The 18386-nt window shown below is 41.1% G+C and carries 17 protein-coding genes and 1 riboswitch; of the genes, 9 read left to right on the top strand and 8 right to left on the bottom strand.

Annotation, left to right across the window (positions count from 1 at the left end):
- Positions 1 to 4: 4 nt before the first annotated feature.
- A complete protein-coding gene (purB, locus tag FLP08_RS08550) occupies positions 5 to 1342 on the top strand; it encodes an adenylosuccinate lyase (protein ID WP_156275947.1) in 1338 nt (445 codons plus the stop codon).
- A gap of 60 nt (positions 1343 to 1402) precedes the next feature.
- Here purB and FLP08_RS08545 read toward each other — a convergent pair whose 3' ends face one another.
- Genes FLP08_RS08545 through FLP08_RS08530 form a run of 4 tightly spaced genes read right to left on the bottom strand, consistent with a single transcriptional unit; the run spans position 1403 to position 3503 of the window.
- Entirely contained in the window at positions 1403 to 2017 is a 615-nt protein-coding gene (locus FLP08_RS08545; RefSeq protein WP_156275945.1) for a GFO_1091 family lipoprotein, read from the bottom strand.
- Between the two features lie 4 nt (positions 2018 to 2021).
- Positions 2022 to 2549 (bottom strand): GFO_1090 family protein, encoded by a 528-nt coding sequence (locus FLP08_RS08540; RefSeq protein ID WP_156275943.1) that lies wholly within the window; start codon positions 2547 to 2549, stop codon positions 2022 to 2024.
- Positions 2550 to 2560: 11 nt separating this feature from the next.
- Entirely contained in the window at positions 2561 to 3007 is a 447-nt protein-coding gene (locus tag FLP08_RS08535; protein ID WP_156275941.1) for a PG0215 family putative anti-sigma factor, read from the bottom strand.
- Positions 2994 to 3503, bottom strand: a complete 510-nt coding sequence (locus tag FLP08_RS08530; RefSeq protein WP_156275939.1) for a GFO_1088 family ECF-type sigma factor — start codon at positions 3501 to 3503, stop codon at positions 2994 to 2996. The genes FLP08_RS08535 and FLP08_RS08530 overlap by 14 nt, the downstream gene beginning before the upstream one ends.
- Positions 3504 to 3644: 141 nt before the next feature.
- Between FLP08_RS08530 and FLP08_RS08525 the strand changes: the two genes are divergently transcribed.
- Positions 3645 to 5183 carry a GFO_1087 family putative carboxy terminal peptidase gene (locus tag FLP08_RS08525; RefSeq protein ID WP_156275937.1) on the top strand — a complete coding sequence of 513 codons (1539 nt, stop codon included), beginning with the start codon at positions 3645 to 3647 and terminating at the stop codon, positions 5181 to 5183.
- A gap of 72 nt (positions 5184 to 5255) precedes the next feature.
- Here the strand turns inward: FLP08_RS08525 and FLP08_RS08520 are convergent, their stop codons facing one another.
- Entirely contained in the window at positions 5256 to 6332 is a 1077-nt protein-coding gene (locus FLP08_RS08520) for a YncE family protein (RefSeq protein ID WP_156275935.1), read from the bottom strand.
- 2 nt (positions 6333 to 6334) lie between these two features.
- Positions 6335 to 8164, bottom strand: a complete 1830-nt coding sequence (locus FLP08_RS08515) for a TonB-dependent receptor (RefSeq protein WP_156275932.1) — start codon at positions 8162 to 8164, stop codon at positions 6335 to 6337.
- Positions 8165 to 8196: 32 nt separating this feature from the next.
- Positions 8197 to 8498, bottom strand: a riboswitch (cobalamin riboswitch).
- 69 nt (positions 8499 to 8567) lie between these two features.
- On the opposite strand from FLP08_RS08515, the gene FLP08_RS08510 reads away from it, so the two are divergent.
- From FLP08_RS08510 to FLP08_RS08480, 7 genes are all read left to right on the top strand, one after another.
- A complete protein-coding gene (locus FLP08_RS08510; RefSeq protein WP_156275930.1) occupies positions 8568 to 9698 on the top strand; it encodes an ABC transporter substrate-binding protein in 1131 nt (376 codons plus the stop codon).
- Positions 9698 to 10729 (top strand): iron chelate uptake ABC transporter family permease subunit, encoded by a 1032-nt coding sequence (locus tag FLP08_RS08505; RefSeq protein ID WP_156275927.1) that lies wholly within the window; start codon positions 9698 to 9700, stop codon positions 10727 to 10729. Before FLP08_RS08510 ends, FLP08_RS08505 begins: the two co-directional genes overlap by 1 nt.
- Entirely contained in the window at positions 10730 to 11521 is a 792-nt protein-coding gene (locus tag FLP08_RS08500; protein WP_162430999.1) for an ATP-binding cassette domain-containing protein, read from the top strand.
- 76 nt (positions 11522 to 11597) lie between these two features.
- Entirely contained in the window at positions 11598 to 13031 is a 1434-nt protein-coding gene (locus FLP08_RS08495; protein WP_156275925.1) for a DNA recombination protein RmuC, read from the top strand.
- 105 nt (positions 13032 to 13136) lie between these two features.
- Entirely contained in the window at positions 13137 to 13502 is a 366-nt protein-coding gene (locus FLP08_RS08490; protein ID WP_156275923.1) for a 6-phosphogluconate dehydrogenase, read from the top strand.
- Positions 13503 to 13504: 2 nt separating this feature from the next.
- The gene (locus tag FLP08_RS08485; RefSeq protein ID WP_156275921.1) at positions 13505 to 14053 is read left to right on the top strand and encodes an acyl-CoA thioesterase; all 549 of its coding nucleotides are present in this window, start codon (positions 13505 to 13507) and stop codon (positions 14051 to 14053) included.
- Positions 14050 to 15003 carry a bile acid:sodium symporter gene (locus FLP08_RS08480; protein ID WP_156275919.1) on the top strand — a complete coding sequence of 318 codons (954 nt, stop codon included), beginning with the start codon at positions 14050 to 14052 and terminating at the stop codon, positions 15001 to 15003. Before FLP08_RS08485 ends, FLP08_RS08480 begins: the two co-directional genes overlap by 4 nt.
- Here FLP08_RS08480 and FLP08_RS08475 read toward each other — a convergent pair.
- Entirely contained in the window at positions 15000 to 15398 is a 399-nt protein-coding gene (locus FLP08_RS08475; RefSeq protein ID WP_156275917.1) for a DUF423 domain-containing protein, read from the bottom strand. The two genes, FLP08_RS08480 and FLP08_RS08475, sit on opposite strands and share 4 nt — an antisense overlap.
- 103 nt (positions 15399 to 15501) lie before the next feature.
- A complete protein-coding gene (carB, locus tag FLP08_RS08470) occupies positions 15502 to 18354 on the bottom strand; it encodes a carbamoyl-phosphate synthase large subunit (RefSeq protein ID WP_156275915.1) in 2853 nt (950 codons plus the stop codon).
- Positions 18355 to 18386 lie beyond the last annotated feature (32 nt).

The following is an 18386-nucleotide window of genomic DNA, read 5'->3' as shown; positions in this document are numbered from 1 at the left end:
AAAGATGACATCCCTTTCTGCAGTTTCTCCAATAGATGGACGATACAGGTCTAAAACCAAAAAACTTTCGGCTTATTTTAGTGAAGAAGCGCTTATTAAATACAGGATTCAGGTTGAAGTTGAATATTTCATCGCTCTTTATGAGCAGGGAGTACCTCAGCTTCAGGACGTGGATACCCGTAACTTTAAAAAATTAAGAGAGCTTTACGAGAACTTCACCTCTATCGACGCCCAGGCTGTGAAAAAGATCGAAAAGGTCACCAACCACGATGTGAAGGCAGTAGAGTATTTCCTGAAAAAAGAATTCGGAAAGCTTGGGATGGAAGATTCAAAAGAATTCATACATTTTGGATTAACTTCTCAGGACATCAATAATACCGCGGTCCCCCTTAGCCTTAAGGATGCGATTGAAGAAGTATATATCCCAGAACTAAATGAGATCCTGGCTAAATTGAAGGAACTATCCAACGAGTGGAAAGATATTCCCTTACTGGCAAGAACTCACGGGCAGCCTGCTTCTCCTACCAGACTCGGAAAAGAGATCGAGGTTTTCGTAGTGAGAATTGAAGAGCAATTAAGGTTTTTAAAAGAAATTCCCCACGCAGCGAAATTTGGAGGTGCCACCGGGAACTACAATGCTCACAAGGTCGCGTACCCAGAAACAGACTGGAAAGCCTTCGGAAAGAATTTCGTGGAGAACAACCTAGGATTATACCACTCCTTCCCAACTACCCAGATAGAACATTACGATCATATCGCGGCTTTATTCGATGCCCTGAAAAGGATCAATAACATCCTGCTCGACCTGGATCGTGATATCTGGACCTATGTTTCCATGGACTACTTCAAACAGAAGATCAAAAAAGGGGAAATAGGTTCCTCGGCTATGCCACATAAAGTAAACCCGATAGATTTTGAAAATAGCGAAGGGAATATTGGTATCGCCAATGCTTTATTTGAGCACCTGGCAGCTAAACTTCCAGTAAGTCGTCTACAGCGAGACCTTACAGACAGTACCGTTCTAAGGAATATTGGAGTACCTGTAGGGCATACCATTATCGCTTTTAAATCTACGCTTAAAGGACTTAACAAGTTGTTGCTGAATGAGGAAAAGCTCAACGAGGATCTCGAAAATAATTGGGCTGTGGTTGCTGAAGCCATTCAGACCATATTGAGACGTGAAGGTTTTAAAAATCCTTATGAAGCCCTGAAAGGTCTTACCAGGACCAATGAAAAGATCACTGAGAAAAGTATGTCTGAATTTATTGACCAGCTAGAAGTTTCAGAAGAGATCAAAAAAGAACTACACCAGATAAGTCCGCAGAACTATACTGGTATTTAGAATAAAAAAAGCCCCGATTGAAAATTCAATTCGGGGCTTTTCCCTCAACTAATCAAATTATTATTCATCGCCAGAATCTACCTCTGCTGCACTTTCAGTTTCAGTCTCCATATCTACTTTCACTGAATCATTTTTTGTCCCGGAATTACCAAAGATCTCACTAATCCCTTTTATTCCCTCTACATTGATATCGTCCTTCTCTAAAGATTTCATCAGTTTCATGATATTTTCTGGGTTCATATCTTCTCCAAGTACTCTTCCTACTCCTAACCCTTTTTCATCATCATAACCAAAAACGATCAATTCATCGATCGCATCGTCATCACCGGTGAAATAAAGTGCTGCCTTTCTATTCCCCCCGCCATATTTCATCAATAACTGGTATTTATCATTTTTAAAGATCTCATTCAGCTTTTGCTTTTCCTGTTCAAATTTTGCAGGATCTTCCTTCTTCTCCAGCATCAATACATTGATCTTCTTGATACTCTCCATGGTTTCCTTCTGTTCAGCCTCCAGGGACTCTACATTGGCAAACATACTTACAGGGATATCCAGGGCTAGAAAATCAGTATCTTCCTGATTATCCACATAATACTTCTGAAGTGATTTCTCGTTATTGCAAGAGCTAAGAACAGCCATTACAAAAGCGGCAACTAGTATATTTAATGTTTTCATTTGTTTAGGATTTTTTGTTGGCTTTCTTTAATTCTTCCGCACCTGGAACTTTAAGGTCTGAAGTTAGTTTAGATAACTGGCTTAGATCTATTTCCCCTGTTATACTAAGGATAACCGACATTGGCTTATCGTTTTCTGAACCTTCCAGGTACATAAAAAGCTCCTTTACATAATTGTCATTCTTACCCGGTGCAGAATAGAACTTTATATTCTGCCCTTCATTGTTAACCCTCATCAGCTCTTCCAGGGAAGCTTTTTGCAAATAAGACTTCACGTCGGCAGACATCTGGGACATCACCTGTGAATTCGATGATTTATAAATCTGGATACGATCCAGGTTCTCTATGAGCTTCATATATTCCCTAGCTTCGGGATCATTTTCACTTAGGTCTACTTTCGCCAGCATCTTAAACATTTTGCTGGTCATTACCATTGCGTCTACTTCTTTCATGTCTTCATACTTCTCAAAATTTTGAGCCTGTAAAAACATGGGCGCTATGGCTAACAGGAGGGTAATTACGAATCTATTCATGGTTTCTGGTTTTAGTCTATTTGTATTATTTTATCTTTTGTATTGTTGAATTCTTTAAGGTACACCAGGTCAGATTTCCCTTCGTTCATTATTTGGGAGATCATGTTGAGGGTTTCTTTGGTCTTTTCATAGGCCTGCTGTTCATCACTTATGGTTCCAAGATCATTATGATTCATCCTTTCCGGCTGATTAAAAAAGAATATTCCCAGTGCTACTACAAGGATCGCAGCTATCGCGGTCCACGAGTACCAGTCTTTCCTGGATTTAGAGATATTGGGCTCCTCTTCCAACTTCTCATCTGCCTGGCGGGTAGAGAACATGAACATCATCTGGTAACTCTTTAAATGTTCTGGAACCTCCTCCCTCAGGAAGTATTCTCTCAAAATCTTTTCTTCGGCTAGTGAAGTCTCCCCTTCATCATAGCGTTCAAGAAGCTTTTCTATTTTACCTAATTCCATAGTTGTGTTTTTTTATTAATTTCTCTCTAATGGCTTTTCTTGCCCTGGAGAGAGATACTCTTATCGCGGTTTGATTCATTTCCATGATTTCAGCGATTTCGTCGTAATCGTATTGTTCGATATCCCTTAGCTGAAAGATCATTTTCTGCTGTTCAGGTAATGTAGCAACGATCTTGCCTAACCATTCCATTTCATCGTTCACTTCAATTTCAGACTGTAATGAAGGATGGTTACTTTCATAGTTCTGATGAACGATTCTCATATTATTATTATACTTCAGTTTTAACTGGTCCAGGCAGTAATTTTTAGTAACCGTCATCGCAAAGGCCTCAATATTGGCATAATGCTTGATCTTTTCCTTGCGGCTCCATAATTTCAGAATTACTTCCTGAGTAGCATCTTCGGCTGCTTCCTTTGAGGTGAGGAGCCTTAAAGCTAATCGGTACATTTTGTCCTTGACAGGATCTATTATATTCAGGAAGGTGCGTTCTTTCATTAGGTTGTGGTTAGTTTTATACTGCCTTCTCACCTTTACGACGAATGTGAAATAGTTTTGTTACAAGAAATTTTTTATTTCTGAATATGTGCCTATTTTTAGAAAAAAATTGTTAGAAATATATTAACCCTTAACTTTCTTATGAAATTTTATAAATTTTTACTTTTTGCAGTCCTTGCTACAGGGCTTATCAGTTCATGTTCCGATGACGATATTGTTGTTACAGAACCCAAGGAACCCGAAGAAACCTTAACCATTGAAGGAAATCTTGATCTCGAGATCAAGGATTTCATCTGGGAAGCCATGAACTTCTGGTACCTTTACAAAGCATACGTTCCTAAATTACAGGATGATGCATTTTCAACTGAAAAACAATATATTACTTATTTAGACGAATGGAATTCGCCGGAATCATTCTTCGAAAATGGATTAGTTTATTCAGAAGATGATTTTAGCTGGATCGTTGACGATTACGAGAAACTGGAAGCCAGTTTTGCCGGAATTAGGAAAACTTCTGGAGCTAATATTAGCCTTTCTTTTATCAATAGGAGTGAGTCTGATGACCTGGCCGGTATTATCAGGTATGTGATTCCAGGCTCTCCGGCAGACGAAGCTGGCCTTGAACGCGGAATGATTTTTACAGAAATTGACGGCACCCAATTAACCCTAGGTAATTACTCAACCCTCCTGGCCCCAGACACCTATACCTTAGGTTTGGCGCAATTCACAGGTTCAGGAATTGAAACTACCGGGGAAAATATCACGGTAGTAAAGCAACAATTGACAGAAAACCCAATTCTTGTAGCCAAAACTATAGACCTTAACGGAATTAAGGTGGGATATCTTATGTATAACAGTTTTGTTCACAATTTTGATGGTGAACTTAACCAGGTATTCCAGGAATTCAAGAATAACAATGTAACAGAATTGGTTCTTGATCTTAGATATAATGGTGGAGGTAGAGTTTCTACCGCCGCAGATCTTGCTAGTATGATCACAGGTCAATTTAAAGGTGAAGTTCTTATCAGGACCAGGTATAATGATAATATTGAAGGTCTGCTCAGCGAAAATGCAAAGATGACCAGGTTTGATGATATGATCTTTGACAGCGATGAATCAGATCCAGGTCACGAAAATCACACGCCAATGCCTATTAACAGTCTTAACCTGGATAAAGTATATGTAATCGCCACAGGATCATCTGCTTCTGCCAGTGAACTTATAATCAATGGGCTTGCTCCATATATTGATGTAGTGCATATTGGCGAAAAAACCGTAGGTAAGGTTCAGGCTTCTGTAACCTTATATGATGCTGATGTTCCATATTATGAAAAGAAGAATTTGAACCCTGATCATAAATATGCTATTCAGCCACTAATTTCAACTTCTGTGAATGCAAATGGCCAAGCATATCCTGAAGGCCTGGTTCCGGATATCTCGAAGAGTGAGACCTGGGATAATTTCGGAGTTCTTGGTGAGCCTACCGAGCCTTTACTTGCAACTGCACTAAACCAGATCTCTGGGAACAGACAGCTTGAGGAAGCTATAAAAGCAGGTTCATTTACCCCGGTATTTGTTGCTGAAAGCAATCAGGATGAAGATGCTTATCGCAATATGTATATAGATGATCTACCGAAGATCGATCCTGCAAAAATCAAAACTCCGGAGTTCAAGAAATAAATTAATTCCATAGAAATACCAAAAAAAGCCCTCGCATCTCAGCGAGGGCTTTTTTATTCATATGAATTTTGGCTAATTAAAATATATCCCATTGGGATTAATTCCGGTAGTAAATTTCTCAATTAATCTACCCTCACTAAGATCATAAATGTATAAGCTTCCATCACCGGTAAAGTCAAGGTGAGGAGAGGCAACATAAATCATGTTTTGATAAATCTCAAAACCGTAAAGTACTTCTACCTCCTCCATCTCAAATTTTGAGGTGGCTGGCAGTTCCTCGCCAGGTGTTAGTTCAAAAACCGCTTTATCTATAGTAAAATATGCTTTATTTCCGCTCAGTTTTAGATTAGCCGGGTGCATGTCTGACTGAGGATATTCATAAGATTCGGTTACTTCATTGGTTATAACATCGATTTTCGATAGCTGCCCCGCGGTTTCGTTATCGGCATAAGAGGGTTTTCCAGAAGATAGCACCCAAAGATCGTTTCCATCTAAAACAATAGAAACAGGTACATCCCCTACTTCGATTTCGGTCTCGACGATAAGGCTTTCAGCATTTATCTGAGATACGATATTATTAAAGGAGAAGCCTCCCTTATGCGCCACGAACAGTTTTTCTCCTGAGGCAATTATCTTTTCCGGGCCTTCACTAACCGGAATAGAATCAATAAATGAAAGATCACTTAGGTTGAAAACCGAAACAAAATCATCTTCAGCATCCATACCATCACCCCAGTTGGTCACGAAGATCCTTTCCCCAACCACCTCGGCAAACCTTGGATTATCGAGATTAGACTGGATAGACCCCAGACTTTGAAAAGTATACCTGTTCACAACCTCGATCTTGTTAGAAACATTTACCACGATCAATGCCATGCTTTCATGCATCTCTATACTCTGGGCGGTATCACCCAAAGAGTATCCGTTGATACTATTGAAAACCTGGGCCTTATTCTGCCCTTCGTTCATATTGATAAAACTCACGCTCGCATTGGCCGAACCAAAATTACCTTCGTTCAAAACGAAAATCCCTGATTCGAATTCGGCTTCGTTTTCAGGCTCTGGCATTGGGCAGCAATCTGTTTCATCATCACAGGAGTTGAAGAAAAACAGGATACAGGCAAATAAGACTAAGTGTTTGAAATTCATCTTTAAAATTTAATTGTTAGAGTAGATTTAATTGACCTGCCAGGCATGATCCTGGAAGGTAGGCTTTGATATTCTTCATTGAAAATATTGTTGATCTGAAATCCTACTAAAACCCCAGTTGTATTCGAAAATGAATAATTTAGTCCAAGGTTCACAAATTTATAGGAATTCAGCTCGTAGCGATTATCTGAAGATGTATAGATGCTTCCGTTATAAAGAGACTCTAAAAGCAGGGTAAAACCATTGAAGCTGTACCCCGTGGAAAAACCTGCCTTATGCTTTGGAGTATAAATAAGCTGTTTCCCATTCTTACGATCTATGGACCTAGTAAAGGCATAGTTGGCGCTAAGGATTAAAGGATTTCCTCCTACCTGAATCCTCCAGCTAGAAAAAATTTCAGCACCATAGTTATAGACTTCTGCTGTATTTAAAGGTCGCCACACTCCCGATTCATCGGGCACCCACCTAATCAGGTTATTGATATCTATATAATATGCAGTTAAATTTAGGTCTAATTCGCCAAAACTAAAGTTATTGCCGATTTCCGCCTGTAGTGAGGTTTCAGGCTGAAGGTCTTGATTGCCTCCCTCCCTCCAGAAAAGATCATTAAAAGTGGGCATCCTGAAATTTCGGGAAGTATTGAATCTTAAAAGGTAGTTTTCGCTAAACCGGTAACCAGCTCCAGCAGAAAATAATAATGGGGATTCATAAATATCTGAGAATTCCTGTCTCAGGCTCAGATCATAACTGAATTCATGCAGCTCGTGACTCCACAGCACCGCTACCCCTCCAATCTTCCTATGTGCATCTGCTATTCCTGTTCCTTCCCCATCGATATTTGTATAATCAGCGATCAGGTCTACCTCAATAGCGTCTGATAGCTCATATTTCAGATCATATTTAAATATGGCGGTTTGTGCCTTTCCATAGCTGAAGGAATAAGAATCTCTATTCTCATAATATTTAAAATTTTCATCCAGCCATGCAAGCTTCAGGCTGCTTGTAAATTTTCCTAAGAATGATTTCCATTCTAGTAAATTCCGGGCATTTCTGTCTTCATATTTACTATTGGAGGGCTGGGAAAGGGTACCTGAAAAACCTCTATCTCCTTTATAATAATTTGAATATAACTTAAGTATGTGCGCTTTCCCTAACCAGTGAGCTATGGAAGCATTTAGGGAGATATTAGAGAAATCACCGTTCTCATTGCGCGCTTCAAAGCCCGGATATGGATAATCATTTTCTGAACTGATACCAGCCAGGCCTATATTCACGCTGGTCTTCTCACTGGAGAAGCTTCCGGTATATGTCCCCTCAATGGTTTCAAAACTTCCGTAAGAGATAGCCGCCAGGTTGTTGGATTCGCCATTGAATTCAAATTCATTATTCAAATGAATGGTCCCGGCTATAGCTCCGCTTCCATAAACAACGCTTCCTCCACCAGGTCGCAAGCTGATATTATCAAAAACCCTGGTATTAACGGTATTAAAATCTGTTTGACCGGTAAATTGTGAATTGATATTGATCCCGTTCCAGATCACGGCGGTCTGAGCTGCACCTGTTCCTCTTACTGAAGCCGAGGAAACCATTCCGTAGCCATTCTCCCTGAAATAAAAAGGTGAATTGAATTTCAGCAATGAGGTCAGTAAAGGCTCAGATCGCTGAATTAAGGAATCATCCAGTTTTTTTACAAACTGTCCTTCAGAATTGGTCTTAAGCTTAACATCACTTAGCCTAACTTCATCCAGCCAGTTTATGGAATCATTTTGAGCCGTCGCACTAAGGCAACAACATGCAATTAAGGTGAATAAATAGTATAGTTTCCAGTTCATAATCTGCCGACCTTTATCCCGAAAGTCACTCGATATTAGTTGAAATTCAGGCAGGTCTCCTGGCTCACGTACTGCAATTCACCTTCCCATCAATTTTTTGACAGTGGTTTGAAGAATTATTGCAGCCATCCCAATAATTATCGGGACTAAGCATACAGTTGCGGGAACAGCTCAGGTTTATGAAGTAAAATATAAGATCGATTTTATCTGAGACCTTATTTCGGGATCGGCTTTAGAAAATTTTATTCTTCAAACTCAGATCCCTACTTCCCCTGATTCCCTTTTAATCCACGCAGAAATAAATCGGCGTTGAACCAAAATTTCACTGCGAAATTAAACAATTAAGTTTGTAGAGCGGCTCAAAAATTTAAATAATATTACTTTTGAGCTCAAACAGACCATCTTGAGACAGATCATTTTCATATTTCTAATTCTGGTTTCTATATCCTGTAAGGAAAAAACAGGGCGGCAGGCAATTGATATGGATTCTAATGAAACAGAGATCGAAAATGCCAGTGGGTTCTCCATTTCAAAATTTGAAGCTTACAGCCTGATTACAGTGAAAACTCCCTGGCCCAATGCCGAGGAGGATTTCATATATCTTCTAAAAGAAAAAGATGCAGATATTCCTGAAGATCTTGAATTCGACCAGGTCGTGGAAGTCCCTGTAAAAAGGATCGTGGTTACCTCCACTACACATATTCCTGCCCTGGAGGCTCTAAACGAGGAAGAAAGGCTTATTGGCTTCCCAGGTTTGAATTATATTTCATCCAAAAGAACCAGGAAACTGATCGACTCAGACCAGATCACGGAATTAGGCCAGAACGAGAATATCAATACAGAAGTACTTATAGACCTTGCGCCCGATGTGGTGATAGGTTTTGCCATAGACGCCTCCAACAAAAGTTTTGAAACCATCCAGAAGACAGGTATCCCGGTGATCTATAATGGTGACTGGACCGAGCTTACCCCTCTGGGAAAGGCTGAATGGATCAAATTCTTCGGAGCCCTTTTTGCCAAGGAAAAAGAAGCGGAAAGGATTTTCAAAAAGATCAAATCTGAATACCTGCAAGCAAAAGAACTGGCAGCTTCAGCTCAGACGAGCCCAAAGGTGATCTCGGGTTCAATGTATAATGACCAGTGGTATATGCCTAACGGGAATTCCTGGCAAGCACAGTTTCTTGCAGATGCCAATTCAAATTATCTTTATGCAGATTCCGAAGGTGAAGGCAGCTTATCCCTGGCATTTGAAAGTGTACTCGAAAAAGCTGAAAGCGCAGAGTATTGGGTGAGTTCCGGTCAGTTCAAATCTTATGAGCAACTGTTCAACGAGTCTGAACACTATAGAAGGTTCAGAGCCGTTCGGGAAAGGAATGTTTACAGCGTTAGTCTTTCCCGAGGGGAAACCGGTGGCATCCTCTTTTATGAACTGGGTCCACAGAGGCCAGATCTTATTTTAAAGGATCTTATCAAGATCTTCCATCCTGGCTTGTTAGACGAATACGACCTGGTATTTTATAAACCACTCAATTAATGCTGAACCAGAGAAAATATACTGCTTCTATTGTATTGCTTTTTCTGGCGGTGATTCTTACCGCAATATTCAATATAAGTCTTGGTTCGGTACAGATCCCAATTTCAGAAGTCACCTCTTCCCTGCTGGGTTTAGAGGTTGAAAAAGACACCTGGAAGTATATCATCCTGAATTATCGACTCCCAAAAGCCATTACCGCTATTATCACCGGTTCTGGCCTTGCAGTTAGCGGACTTTTAATGCAAACGCTGTTCAGAAATCCACTTGCCGGGCCTTATGTACTGGGATTAAGCAGCGGCGCAAGCCTGGGGGTTGCCCTGGTTTTCATGGGGGCATCGGTTTTTGGAGCTTCCTTTGCAGCGATCTTGCTTTCAAAATGGAGCCTCGTGATCGCTTCGAGCCTGGGCAGTTTGATAGTTCTGTTCGCGGTTATTCTCGCTTCTATCCGCCTGCGGGACACCATGGCCATACTTATAATTGGATTGATGTTTGCCAGCCTTACCGCGGCCATAGTGAGCGTGCTGGCCTATTTTAGCCCTGCCTCACAGTTACAGCAATATGTTTTCTGGTCTTACGGAAGCTTGGGAGACCTTAGCTGGGAAGAGGTACTCATCCTCAGCTTGTTCTGGATAGTTGGAATTTTGCTAACGATTGGCAGCATTAAAAACCTTAATTCCCTTTTATTGGGCGAACAATATGCCCGAAGTCTTGGTACGAATATCAAAAAGAACAGGTTCACCATCATCATCGCCACCAGTTTACTAGCGGGAAGTATAACTGCCTTTGCAGGACCCATTGCTTTTGTGGGGCTGGCTGTTCCTCATTTAATCAGACAGATCATCCCGTCTGCAAACCATATCACTCTGGTACCTGCAGTAGTATTTGGCGGCGCCATTCTAATGCTTTTATGCGATATCATTGCACAATTACCGGGAAGTGAATTCAGTTTACCCATCAATGCGATAACTTCACTTATTGGAGCGCCGGTAGTGATCTGGCTATTGGTAAGAAAAAGAAAATTCAATTTTTAGGTGAAAGCGGAAAACTCAAATATTGTCCTTAGAACTGAAGGCCTGAAAGTTGGTTACAGAAAAAAAAGCGGTGATCTTATCCTCGCTTCCGGGGTGAATATTGATATAAAATCTGGAGAACTTGTTGCGGTGATCGGAGTGAACGGCGCCGGTAAATCCACCTTACTAAAAACTTTAAGTGGAATTATTCAAAGTGTTGATGGCCAGGTTTTTATATCTGGAAATAAATTATCAAAAACCGAACCTGACAAACTGTCAAAACACATAAGCCTGGTCTTAACCGAGCAAATGCTTTCCAAAAACCTGAGCGTAATGGAACTGGTAGCCCTGGGGCGCCAACCTTACACAAACTGGATTGGAAGACTCACCAAAAAAGACCTGAAAAAGATTATGCATGCTCTTCAGCTAGTAAACATTGAAGATATTAGAGATAAAAAATGTCACGAATTAAGTGATGGCCAGTTCCAAAAGGTATTGATCGCGCGAGCACTCGCACAGGACACCCCGCTAATAATCCTGGATGAACCGACCACCCACCTCGACCTTTACCACAAGGCCTATGTACTTAAATTACTCCAGCAACTAACCAAAGAAACCGGAAAGGCAATTTTATTTGCCTCCCATGAGATCAACCTGGCTCTTCAGCTTTGCGATAAACTTTTGATCCTCAAAGACAGGAAAGCTCTTTTTGGAAAACCTGCCGAGCTTATAGAAACCGATGCTTTTAAGGATCTTTTCCCGGGCCACCTTATTCATTTTGACAAGGAATCTTCCAGCTTCAAGATCAAATAATTCATTATTCCATTTTTCTGGCCAAGGCATTCAATAAAATACTTAAATAAGTATATTTGAACAAAGCCTCATTTGAATGAACGAATACCTCCTCACTGCCTTAATTTTTTTAATCGCCCTAGGCCTTGGAATCTATCTCGGTAAACTGATTTCAGGATTAAAATACAAATCTGAATCAGGAAGACTGGAAGAAAAAAATGATCAACTAAAACTTCAGATAGAAGATATTAAGAGTCTTTTAAACAGCAATTTAAATAATTATAAATCTGATTTTCAGCAGTTAAAAGCTGAAGCAAATTCAGAGCTTGAAAAGGTTAGGAAAGACCTTGAAGAGATTCGGCAGGAAAAGGAATATTTGAGCCTTCAGTTAACCCGAAAAATTTCCGAATTCAATAACCTCCAAGAGAGAAACGAAGAACATAAGGCCGAAGTTGAAAAGCTTCAGGAAAAATTTTCTAAAGAATTCGAAAACCTAGCCAACAGGATCCTGGAACAAAAATCTGAAAAATTCACCAGCCTTAATAAACAGAATATTGAAAACATCCTGGATCCTCTGAACAAAAAAATCAGAGATTTCGAGGAAAAGGTGAGCCAGAACAATTCAGAATCTATTAAAAGGCATGCAGAGCTAGGGGAAAAATTAAAGTTCCTTAATGAACAGAACACCAAATTAAGCGAAGAGGCTACCAACCTCACCAAGGCATTAAAAGGTGATACCAAAATGCAGGGAAACTGGGGAGAGATGGTCCTGGAAAGGGTACTGGAAAGAAGCGGGTTACGAAAGAACAGCGAATATTTTATCCAGCAAAGTTTTCATACCGAAGATGGTAAGAGGGTAATGCCCGATGTGATCATCCACCTTCCCGGCGATAAGAAAATGATCGTGGATTCGAAGGTCTCTTTGAACGCCTATGAAAGGTATATCAATGAAAATGATGAAGACGAGAAAAAAACACATCTTAAGAATCATCTAATTTCAGTGAAGAACCGGGTAACCGAACTAGGTAATAAGAACTACCATTCCCTCTACCAGATGGAAAGCCCAGATTTTGTTCTGCTTTTTATCCCAATAGAGGCAGCCTTTGCCATAGCTTCGAACGAATACCCGGGCCTTTATAGCGATGCTTTTGAAAAGAATATTATCATCGTCACCCCTACCACCTTGTTGGCGGTACTTAAGACCATAGACAGCATGTGGCAGAACGAAAAACAAAAGCAGAATGCCATACAGATCGCAACCCAGGCCGGGGCCCTGTATGATTCTTTCACCAATCTAACCGAAGAGCTCCTGAAGGTGGGCAGGCAATTAGGAACAGTGCAGAATTCCTACGAAGGAGCCATGAAAAAGCTTACCGGAAAAGGAAACCTGGTTAGACGTGTTGAAAAACTAAAAAAACTTGGAGCCAAGGCCAGTAAACAGATAGACCCTAAACTGGTGAACAGGGCTTTAGACGAAGATACTGAGGAAACAGAAGAATCTAATATCGATCTTAAAAGCTCCCAAAATTAAGCTGTCCTGGCGGGTATACCAAAAGCAACCACAATTACATTAAGCCTCTTTGGCATGCCCAAAATTGACAGACTTTCTTAACTTAGTTCGCAATTCAAAGAAAATATGAAAAAGACCTTATTCTACATACTTGGCGGCATCATTGTTCTCTGGCTGCTTTACTACGCTTTTGTATATTTTGTACCCTATAGCGAAGGGACCAGGAGCGGTGAGCTGATTAAATTCAGCCGAAAAGGAGTGGTCGCTAAAACCTGGGAAGGGGAGATAAGTCAGGGAATTAGTGGAGCCCAGATATTCCAGTTTTCGGTCCTGGACAGGAATGAGGAAGTGATCAATGATCTCCAGGAATTCGAGGGCGAATACGTGAAACTCACTTATATCGAGCGCTACACCACCTTTTTCTTTTGGGGTGATACCAAGTATTTTATTACCGAAGTAGAAAAATCCCAAAGTCCGCATTTTAGAAAATAGTTATGGAACACTTTAAGAACGTAAAAGACAGTCAGGTAGTAATATCAGAGCTGATGCTCCCCTCCCATTCTAATTTTAATGGAAAGATACATGGAGGCTATATTCTCTCTCTGCTGGACCAGATCGCCTTTGCCTGCGCTTCCAAGCATTCAGGCGCATACTGTGTGACCGCCAGCGTAGATACGGTAGATTTTCTGAAACCCATTGAAATTGGTGAGCTGGTAACTATGAAGGCCTCCGTTAACTATGTGGGTCGAAGCTCAATGGTGATTGGGATTCGCGTGGAGGCCGAAAACATACAGACCGGTGATATAAAACACTGCAACTCCTCTTATTTCACCATGGTAGCAAAGGATAATACCGGGAGGTCTGTAGAGGTTCCGGGACTTATTTTAAAGACCGACAACCAGATAAGGAGGTTTGCCAAAAGCATTAAAAGAAAAAAAATGAAGAAAAAAAGGGTTCAGGAATTTCATGAAACCGACTTTTCATCAGAACAGTATCTGCACATCCTGGAGGATCATAAGGTAAAAATAGAACGAAATTCTTGAAGTTCCCCGGCTTCATAGCAGCCATATTTTTGGCTATAGGAATCGCATATTTCTTTCCGCAAGGGATCGAACTGTTGCCATTAAAGACCATTACCGATATTGGAATAGGTCTTATTTTCTTCTTTTACGGGTTAAAGCTCTCGCCTGCAGAATTCAAGGCTGGGCTGGTTAATTACAAGGTTCATATCATGGTTCATGTGACCACTTTTATAGTTTTCCCTTTACTTTGCTTGGCCTGTCTGCCACTATTTGATAACGGTTTAAAATCTGAACTCTGGATAGCCTTGTTTTTCCTGGGTACATTACCATCAACCGTTTCATCTTCGGTAGTAATGGTCGCCCTGGCCAAGGGAAACCTGCCCACGGCCATTTTCAACGCTAGTTTATCGGGACTTATTGGTATCGTGGCCACCCCGCTATGGCTAGGTTTTATCCTGGAAAAAACGACCGATTTTGACTTCCTGGTAGTTTTACAGAAATTATGCCTTCAGATCATCTTTCCGCTGGCGATAGGCCTTTTTCTTCAGCGATATTTTGGTGAAACGGCCCGGAAATATGGAAAACAACTCAGCCTTTTTGATAAAACGACCATTATCCTCATCATCTACTCCAGTTTCAGCAATTCATTCACCTCCAGCCTTGTCGAAAATATTGAACTCTATGACCTGCTGAAAATGGCAGGAATCGTACTGGTACTATTTTTTGTTGTTTTCTTCGGGCTCGCCTTCTTCTCAAATCTCTTCGGGTTTAACACTGAAGACAAGATCGCGGCGCAATTTTGCGGGACCAAGAAATCCCTGGTTCATGGATCGGTAATGGTAAGGGTCATTTTTGGAAATTCAGCCAGCTCAGGACTGTTATTATTACCAATTATGCTGTACCATTCTGCCCAGCTAATCCTAGTGGCATGGTATGCTGAAAAATATAAGAACCGAGAAAATATTACCTAAGGATTCAGGTAAAGTGCTATTTCAGCAATATTATAAGTGAATAATATCCAGCCAATTATAAGGAACAGTCCACCAACAGGAGTGACCGGCCCGAGAACTTTCAATTTCTTCCCCCGTGAATCGCTATAGGTAAGACCGTAGATACTAAAAGAAAATAGCACCGTTCCAAGGATAAAACACCAGGCAGTTAATACCTGGCCAGTTTGGGTAAATGGAAAAACGATCCCGGAAATAATGAGCATTATCGCATGGTACACCTGGTACCTTACACCAACTTCATAACTTCTAAGCTGATCATCATTAAAAGACCTTCTTAAAGCGTGCGCACCAAAAGCTCCCAGTATAACTGCCAGGGTTCCAAATACCCCTCCAAATATCAATACAGTTTCCTTCATAAAATCATCAAATAAAAAAAGTCATCCCAATGGAAAAGAGAATTCTTTGAATTTAAAGATTTCCACTTTCTGTCGGGATGACTTTATATTTTAATTAATATTTCTATTTGCTCAGATACATTTTTCTTCTTGAGTAAAGATCATAGAACTCATCATCTTTAAGGCTATCTATAAACAGGATACTTTCTCCCGTACTCTTCATTTCAGGCCCAAGCTGCTTGTTAACTTTCTGGAACTTGTTGAAAGAGAACACCGGTTGCTTGATCGCATAACCTTCCAGTTTAGGATTAAACTTGAAGTCCTTTATTTTCTTTTCTCCCAGCATTACCTTGGTAGCATAATTCACGTACGGCTCCTTGTAAGCCTTGGCGATGAATGGTACCGTTCTGGATGCTCTTGGGTTAGCCTCGATGATATAAACCTTATCATCCTTGATAGCGAACTGAATATTGATTAGACCTACCGTATTCAAGGCAAGAGCGATCTTCCTGGTGTGATCCTTGATCTGCTGCATTACCAGGTCTCCTAGGTTGAAGGGAGGAAGCAAGGCATTCGAGTCTCCCGAATGAATACCGCATGGTTCAATATGCTCCATGATTCCGATGATATAAACATCCTCTCCATCACAGATGGCATCTGCCTCGGCTTCAATGGCTCCGTCAAGGTAGTGGTCCAGAAGAAGTTTATTATTAGGTATTTTTCTAAGAAGGTCTACTACATGCTCCTCTAATTCGTCTTTATTGATCACGATCTTCATACCCTGGCCTCCAAGTACGTAAGAAGGTCTTACGAGGATAGGGAAATCGAGCTCATCTGCTAACTTTAGTGCTTCCTCAGCGTTTTCAGCCGTTCCGAAATCAGGGTAAGGAATATCATTGTTCTGAAGAAGTCTGGAGAAGCTTCCCCGGTCTTCAGCAAGATCGAGGGCTTCAAAACTTGTTCCCATGATCTTGATGCCATACCTATGAAGCTTTTCAGCGAGTTTTAAGGCGGTTTGCCCTCCAAGCTGAACGATCACCCCTTCTGGGTTCTCATGCCTGATGATATCGTAGATATGTTCCCAGAATACCGGCTCGAAATAAAGCTTGTCTGCCGTGTCGAAATCTGTTGAAACAGTTTCCGGGTTACAGTTGATCATTACGGTTTCATAACCACATTCAGCAGCAGCCAGAACTCCGTGTACACAACTATAATCGAATTCGATCCCCTGACCTATTCTGTTCGGGCCAGATCCAAGAACCACGATCTTCTTCTTATCTGTTACCTTACTTTCGTTCGCGATAGTGATCTCCCCATCACTGGTTCTGATCTCATCTTCGAAAGTGGAATAATAATATGGTGTTTCTGCCTTGAATTCGGCAGCACAGGTATCTACAAGTTTATAAACCCTGTTCACACCCAGCTCTTCTCTTTTCTTATAGACTTCGCTTTCCCAGCAATCCAGCATATGCGCGATCTGCCTGTCGGCAAAACCTTTTTGTTTCGCTTCAAGTAATAGGTCTTTAGGTAGCGAATGTATATCGTAAGTGGAGATCTCCTTTTCCAGAGCATGCAGTTCTTCGTATTGCTTAAGGAACCACATATCAATTTTGGTGATCTCATGTATCCTGCTTAATGGGATACCCATTTGTATAGCGTCATAGATCACGAAAACCCTGTCCCAGCTAGGATTGGTAAGTTTGTCGATGATCTGGTCGTAATCTTTATATCCTTTACCATCTGCCCCAAGACCATTTCGTTTGATCTCAAGTGACTGGGTAGCTTTATGCAAGGCTTCCTGGAAAGATCTTCCAATTCCCATTACCTCTCCTACAGATTTCATCTGAAGACCCAAAGTACGATCTGCACCTTCAAACTTGTCGAAGTTCCAGCGTGGGATCTTTACGATCACGTAATCCAGTGAAGGTTCGAATAAAGCTGAAGTAGATTTGGTAATCTGGTTTTCTAATTCGTCAAGATGGTAACCCAAAGCCAGTTTGGTGGCAATTTTTGCAATTGGATAACCCGTCGCTTTAGATGCAAGTGCTGAAGACCTTGAAACACGAGGGTTGATCTCGATCGCGTAAATATCTTCTTTCTCATCTGGGCTTACCGCGAACTGAACGTTACAGCCTCCAGCGAAATCCCCGATACTGCGCATCATTTTAATGGCCATATCCCTCATTCTCTGGAAAGCGCTATCACTCAGGGTCATTGCCGGAGCAACCGTGATAGAATCCCCGGTATGAATCCCCATCGGGTCCATATTTTCAACGGTACAGATGATCACAACATTATCATTCTTGTCACGCAGAAGCTCTACTTCATATTCTTTCCAACCCAGAAGGGCCTTATCTATAAGTACCTCGTGGATAGGTGAAGTTTCCAGGCCATAGGTAAGCATTTCATCAAAATCTTCGGCGCGGTGAACAAAACCTGCACCTCCACCACCCAGGGTGAAAGAAGCCCTGATCACAAGCGGATATCCAAATTCCTGGGCAACTTCTTTCCCCTGCAGGTAAGAAGTCACTGTTTTAGCCGGAGCGACAGGAATGCCGATTCTACCCATAAGTTGCTTGAACTGCTCCCTATCTTCGCAAATATTGATGGCATCGATATCTACCCCGATCAACTTAACATTGAAATCATTCCAGATACCCTTTTCGTCTGCTTCGATCGCAAGGTTAAGTGCAGTTTGTCCTCCCATGGTAGGAAGAACTGCATCGATCTCTGGATGCTCCTTAAGGATCTCTACGATAGATTTTGTAGTTAGTGGTTTTAAATACACATGATCGGCCATTGCAGGGTCGGTCATGATGGTTGCAGGGTTAGAATTAATAAGGATAGTCTTTATTCCTTCTTCCTTCAGCGATCTTAGCGACTGGGTTCCGGAATAATCGAATTCACAGGCCTGTCCTATAATGATTGGTCCAGATCCTATAATTAAAACGCACTTGATGTCTTTGTTCTTTGGCATGATAAAATGTTGTGTTTGCGTGTTGTTGTGTT

The sequence above is a fragment of the Christiangramia aestuarii genome (assembly GCF_009735585.1).
GTDB lineage: Bacteria > Bacteroidota > Bacteroidia > Flavobacteriales > Flavobacteriaceae > Christiangramia > Christiangramia aestuarii.
The sequence above is the reverse complement of the archived record's forward strand: the minus strand, read 5'-3'. Positions and strand labels throughout refer to the sequence as shown.